The sequence below is a fragment of the Nocardioides sp. genome (assembly GCF_034670285.1).
In the GTDB taxonomy this organism is placed as follows: domain Bacteria; phylum Actinomycetota; class Actinomycetes; order Propionibacteriales; family Nocardioidaceae; genus Nocardioides.
Genome location: NZ_JAXMNS010000242.1, coordinates 1 through 5,841, shown reverse-complemented (window position 1 = coordinate 5,841; position 5,841 = coordinate 1). Strand labels below are relative to the sequence as shown.

The window sequence follows — 5,841 nt, the reverse complement described above, 5'->3', positions numbered from 1 at the left end:
GAGCTGCGCAAGCGGCTCAACCTCATGCTCGGGTGGGGACGCGTCCTGTCGTACGGGTCGCTGTACCCGACGCTGAAGAAGATGCTCCGCGGCGCACTGATCGAGGAGACGTCCACGACGCTCGCCCCGGTCTCGCGTCGTCCGCGCATCGTCTACCAGGTCACCGATGCCGGCACCGCCGAGTTCGAGCGGCTGATGTCGGAGGTCGGGCCCACTGCGTGGGAGGACGACAACTTCGGCATCCGTTTCGCGTTCTTCGGCCGCACCGACATGGAGATCCGGCTGCGCGTCCTCGAGGGACGTCGCACCCGGCTGCAGGAACGCCTCGACCGCGTCCAGCAGCAGCTCTCGATGACCGAGCAGGAGGTCGACCGCTACTCCGCCGAGCTCCAGCGCCACGGAGTGGAGTCGGCCGAGCGTGAGGTCCAGTGGCTCTCGGACCTCATCAACGCCGAGCGCAGCCAGCAGGCGAACCCGCCTGCTCAGCCGCAGACCTGAGGCACCAGCACCACCAGCAGTTCCAGACCGCACGACTCAACCACTGCTCACACAGTGACAAGGAAGGGATCCCACATGGGTTCGGTACGAGTAGCAATCGTGGGAGTCGGCAACTGCGCGACATCCCTCATCCAGGGCGTCGAGTACTACAAGGACGCTGACCCCGAGGCGACCGTGCCCGGCCTCATGCACGTCATGTTCGGCGACTACCACGTCCGCGACCTCGACTTCGTGGCCGCGTTCGACGTCGACGACAAGAAGGTCGGCAAGGACCTCTCCGAGGCCATCAACGCCTCCGAGAACAACACGATCTCCATCACCGACGTGCCCACCATGGGCGTCGACGTGCTGCGTGGACCCACCCTCGACGGTCTGGGCAAGTACTACCGCATGACGATCGAGGAGTCGGCCGCTGAGGCCGTCGACGTCGTCGCCGCGCTCAAGGACGCCCAGGTCGACGTCATGGTGTCCTACCTCCCGGTGGGTTCCGAGGAGGCCGACAAGTTCTACGCCCAGTGCGCCATCGACGCCGGCGTCGGCTTCGTCAACGCCCTGCCCGTCTTCATCGCCTCCGACCCCGTGTGGGCCAAGAAGTTCGAGGACGCCGGCGTCCCGATCGTCGGTGACGACATCAAGAGCCAGGTCGGTGCCACGATCACCCACCGCGTGATGGCGAAGCTGTTCGAGGACCGCGGCGTCGCGCTCGACCGCACCTATCAGCTCAACGTCGGCGGCAACATGGACTTCAAGAACATGCTCGAGCGTGAGCGTCTGGAGTCGAAGAAGGTCTCCAAGACCCAGGCCGTCACGTCGAACCTCACCGGCGAGCTCGCCGACAAGATCGACTCGCGCATCGTCCACATCGGTCCCTCGGACTACGTGGCCTGGCTCGACGACCGCAAGTGGGCCTACGTGCGCCTCGAGGGTCGCGCCTTCGGTGACGTCCCGCTCAACCTCGAGTACAAGCTCGAGGTCTGGGACTCCCCCAACTCGGCCGGCATCATCATCGACGCCGTTCGCGCCTGCATGATCGCCAAGGACCGCAAGATCGGTGGCCCGATCATCTCGGCGTCGTCCTACCTGATGAAGTCCCCGCCGGTCCAGATCGAGGACACCGAGGGTCGCCGCCGCGTCGAGGCCTTCATCCGCGGCGAGGAGTGACCTCCCCCGCAGCCTGATCGACCACTGACCCGTCGCCCTCCTGGGCGGCGGGTCGGTGCTTTTTTCCTCGCCATCGGATAGCCGCCCGTGCGGCAAGGTCACGGGTCCGGCGCATCGAGATGCCCGCGCGCCGGCGCCGACCCATCCGCGCGAGGATCGAACACACTGTCGAATGTCGGTGATCTGGAGTAGAATCAGGGCATGCGAACGACGCCCACCGCGACCGCCACCCAGGCCGTCATCGACGCCAAGTCGGCGGCAGCCGCCGCCGAAGTCGTTGCCCTGCAAGCAGTGGTCGCGTGGGCAGTGGAGCACCGCGTGGACAACTCCCTGGTCGACGACCTGACCTTCGGGATCGATGGTGTGATCCTCGGCGGCAGAGGCTGCCCCCTCATCGAGGAGTTCGCCGCCTACGACCTCGCCGCAAGCCTGGGCATGTCCTCCGAGGGCGGCTGTCGCTACATCGCCAATACCCTCGAGCTCCGTTACCGCCTGCGCCGCATCTGGGAGCAAGTTGTGGCCTTGAAGGTCCCGGTGTGGAAGGCGTTCGCCGTGTGCGAGCACACCCTGAATCTCAGCTTCGAGGCCGCCCGGTTCGTCGACCAGATGCTCGCCCCGACCCTGCGGTCGGGCTCGTTCGCGCAGATCGAGAGGACCGTGGCCCAGGCGATCGACCTGTACGACCCAGAGGAAGCCGAGCGTCGGCGGCTGAAGGCAGCCGACGACCGTGACTTCCAGGTCCATCTCGGAGGACGCAACGCCCCCACCGACGGCACGGTCGAGGTCACCGGCACCCTCTCGACCGAGGACGCCCTCGACCTTGAAGCCGCCGTCAAGCAAGGCGCCAAGAGCCTCAGCGACCTCGGCTGCCAAGAATCCGCGGGAGCGCGGCGATCGATGGCCGTCGGGGAGATGGCCCGCACCCAGCTCACGCTCGACCTCGACACCAGCGGAGCCGGTGACAGCGGTGGACGCGGGGTCGTGATCTACGCCCACATCGACGCCGACAGCCGCCACGTCAGCCTCGACAACGTCGGGGGTGGTGACGTCCTCATCGAACAGCTCAGAGACTGGTGCCAGAGCGCCGGCACCACGGTGACCATCAAGCCCGTCATCGACCTCAACCAAGAGATCTCCACGCAGGCCTACGTCCCGACGGCGAAGCTCGTCGAACAAGTGCGCCTGCGCGATCAGTGCTGCGTGTTCCCCAACTGCACCAGACGTGCCGAGCACTGTGACCTCGACCACCGAGTCCCCTTCAACAAGCAGAACCCCTCCGCCGGTGGCCAAACGACCACCTCGAATCTTTCCCTGCTGTGCAGGAAGCACCACCGCGCCAAGACCTTCTCCGCCTGGCAATACGACTCACCCCAACCCGGGGTCTACGACTGGACCAGCCCCTCCGGCCGCCGCTTCCGAGTCACCCGAGGCCGCCGCCACGGGCGGATGCCCATCACCACACCCCTCGATGACCCACCCGAACCCTGAACACCACGCCCCGACACCCCGCTGAGATCAGCGGGGTCACAGGCACGTCCGAACCCCACGGTAGTTGAGGTGCGAGCGGGGCGCCACGGAGGTTGAGCAGGGCAAGGTACAGCCCACTGACGAGACCCTCGACACGCGCCACGGCCTACGGCAGGTCCACCACGAGCACCGCGTAGTTGTCATCCGCACCGGCGGCCTCGACGACATCCACTACCGCCCCGGCCACGTCGTCCGCCGACGCCTCCGTGAGCAACAGGCCGGCTAGGGCAGCCGGGTCGACCCGGCCGTGCACGCCGTCGGTGGTCAGCACCAGCCGGTCGCCGGGCTCGGTGGCGTGCACCGCAAGGTCGGGCGCGTAGCCCGCCGTGGCGGCCACGGCGCGGTTGAGCACGACCCGGCGTTCGTCGTTGCGTGCTTCCTCTGCGGTGAGCCGGCCCTCCTCCACCAGCGTCTGCACGAGCGTGTGGTCGCGGGTCAGACGGGTCAGCGACCCACCGCGCACCAGGTACAGCCGTGAGTCGCCGACATGGGCACTGACGAGCCGTTCGCCGTCGAGCACCACGACGGTCAGGGTGGTGGCCGCCTCCGCCTGATCCGGGAAGTGGTCGGCGATCGCCCGCGCCGCCCTGGAGACCCCCGCGTCGAGCACCGCCAACGCGTCGTCCCCCGGCACGGGCTCGGTCAGCGCCTCCAGCGCCACCGAAGCGACGCCGCGCACTGCCCCCACACCGTCGGCGACGGCGTACAGGCCGGCGCCGACGCGGACGGCGTCCTCCTGGGTGTCGCGCCCACCGATCCCGAGGCGCACCGCAGCCTCGGGATGGGTGGTGAACTCGTTGTTGACTGTCATGTCCCTCTCCTGTCGTCGGAGCTCTCGAACGAGTTCGGCGACCAGCCGCCCGGCGGAACCGGTGTCTGCCTCCACCTGACGCCAGTACGACGTCAGCTCGGCAGCGGCGGAGTCAGGCGGCAGGTCGGCCACCAGGCGAATGCGCGCCAGCGGCATGCCCGCCAACCGCAGCCGAGCCACCAGTCGGGCGCGATCCAGCTGTGCGGGGGCATAGCGCCGGTAGCCGGTGAAGGCATCGACCTCGGCCGGCACCAGCAGACCCATCTCGTCGTAGAGCCGCAGCGCCTTGGCGCTCAGGCCGGTAGCCCTCGCGAAGTCGCCGATGCTCAGGTGAGCGGTCACGTTCGACATGGCCCCATGATCTCCGTCCTCGTCGCTGGTGAGCTGTCCACCAGGCGCTGTCACGTTGACGTCTGCCGTGGGGGGAAGGTCAAGCGCCTGCCGCCGAGGGGGACCTCGGCGCTGCTTCGGCGAGCCGAGAACTGCCTCAGAAGCTTTGACATCAAGGCAAGATTTGTCGAAACCTGTCGATCTCGCCGCGAAGATTGCATGATCCCCGTAACGCGGGCACCTCGACTGTCGTTGGCCCGCTGACCGTCCCTTCACCTCTCGACGTCACGAGGACCTCTGCATGTTGTCTCGACACCCCGCTCGATCGTTGCCGCGAAGGGTAGCGACGGCCACCGCGCTCCTGACCGCGCTGGCCACCCTGCCCGTCCTCGGCGCCGGCGCACCCGCCGGCGCTGCCCCGCAGCCCGCGGCCGCCGCCCCGGCGAGCGACACCGCGGTGCCCAAGAACGCCCTGAGCGTCGACTTTGACGCGATCTCCAGCACGTTGCGCCGCGGCACCGCCTTCGACGTCAGCGGCACCGTCCGCTCGGCCGCCGACGTGCTCGCCGCCCGGAAGGCCGGCCCCACCGCCGCCCCGGTCGCCGGAGTGCCCGCGACCTTCACCCTCGCCGTGACCTCGCCGACCGGCGACGTCCTCGGCACGCAGGACGTCACCACGGACGACGCCGGTGCCTTCCGCACCACCGTGCCCGCTGGGATCACCCGCGGGCTCGCCCAGCGTGACGCGGTGACCCTGGGCCTGCGGGCCCTCGACGCCACGGACGCCGCGGGCAACACCACCGCAGAGGCCGGCGCCGCTCCCGCGCCGCTCCAGGCCGCGGCCGGTGGCCTCGACCTCACCAACTCCTTCGTGTCCTCGGTCGGCTGGGTCAAGCCCGGCGAGACCTACCCCTCGACGATCACGGTCACCAACCCCGGCGCGACGCCCGTGCTCGGCGCCGTCGTCGACGTGACGGTCCCGACCGGCTCGAAGTTCATCAGCGCCAAGCCCAGCGCAGGCTCACGCACGCTGAGTGCGACCGCGGTGAAGTGGTCGATCCCGACGGTGCCCGCTGCCACCCTCGACGGTCCCGGCTCGGTGAGCCTGGTGCTCGAGAACACCGCCGCCCTCGCCTCGGCCCTGCCGACGATCGTGTGGCGCGACCTCTCCACCACCGCCAAGCTCACCGTGGCGACCGCCTCGACCACCGCGGTCGCCCGCGGGCCGAAGGTGATCCCGCCGAGCGAGATCTACAACACCGCCCGCTACGGCGACCGGCCCTTCCCGATCGTCCCGGTGCAGTACACCGACCGCTCCTACGTCGAGGGCCACGACGGCGAGACCCTCGCCAACAAGATCAACAGCCCCGACGTCCCCGGCTCGACGTTCAACCTCTTCCAGGAGATGTCGCTGGGCCAGCTCTACCCGAACGGCACCGTGCCCTCGCTGGGGCTCGCCACCGCCGACTTCGCCTACGAGCCGGGCTTCGAGTACAGCAAGACCGTGCCCGGCC

General features: G+C 68.9%; 5 protein-coding genes. 4 read left to right on the top strand and 1 reads right to left on the bottom strand.

Features of this window, described 5'->3' with window-relative positions; genetic code table 11:
- From VOI19_RS12640 to VOI19_RS12630, 3 genes are all read left to right on the top strand, one after another.
- Positions 1 to 498, top strand: a 498-nt coding sequence (locus VOI19_RS12640) for a PadR family transcriptional regulator (protein ID WP_323793318.1), incomplete at its 5' end; no start/stop codon positions are given.
- Positions 499 to 573: 75 nt separating this feature from the next.
- Positions 574 to 1,659: an inositol-3-phosphate synthase gene (locus tag VOI19_RS12635; RefSeq protein WP_323793317.1), complete on the top strand. Its 1,086-nt coding sequence runs from the start codon at positions 574 to 576 to the stop codon at positions 1,657 to 1,659.
- Between the two features lie 201 nt (positions 1,660 to 1,860).
- On the top strand, positions 1,861 to 3,147 hold the full coding sequence (locus VOI19_RS12630) for a hypothetical protein (protein WP_323793316.1): 1,287 nt from the start codon (positions 1,861 to 1,863) through the stop codon (positions 3,145 to 3,147).
- A 145-nt stretch (positions 3,148 to 3,292) separates the two neighbouring features.
- Here VOI19_RS12630 and VOI19_RS12625 read toward each other — a convergent pair whose 3' ends face one another.
- A complete protein-coding gene (locus tag VOI19_RS12625; RefSeq protein ID WP_323793315.1) occupies positions 3,293 to 4,348 on the bottom strand; it encodes a MerR family transcriptional regulator in 1,056 nt (351 codons plus the stop codon).
- Positions 4,349 to 4,628: 280 nt separating this feature from the next.
- Between VOI19_RS12625 and VOI19_RS12620 the strand changes: the two genes are divergently transcribed.
- Positions 4,629 to 5,841, top strand: a 1,213-nt coding sequence (locus tag VOI19_RS12620; RefSeq protein ID WP_323793314.1) for a hypothetical protein, incomplete at its 3' end; no start/stop codon positions are given.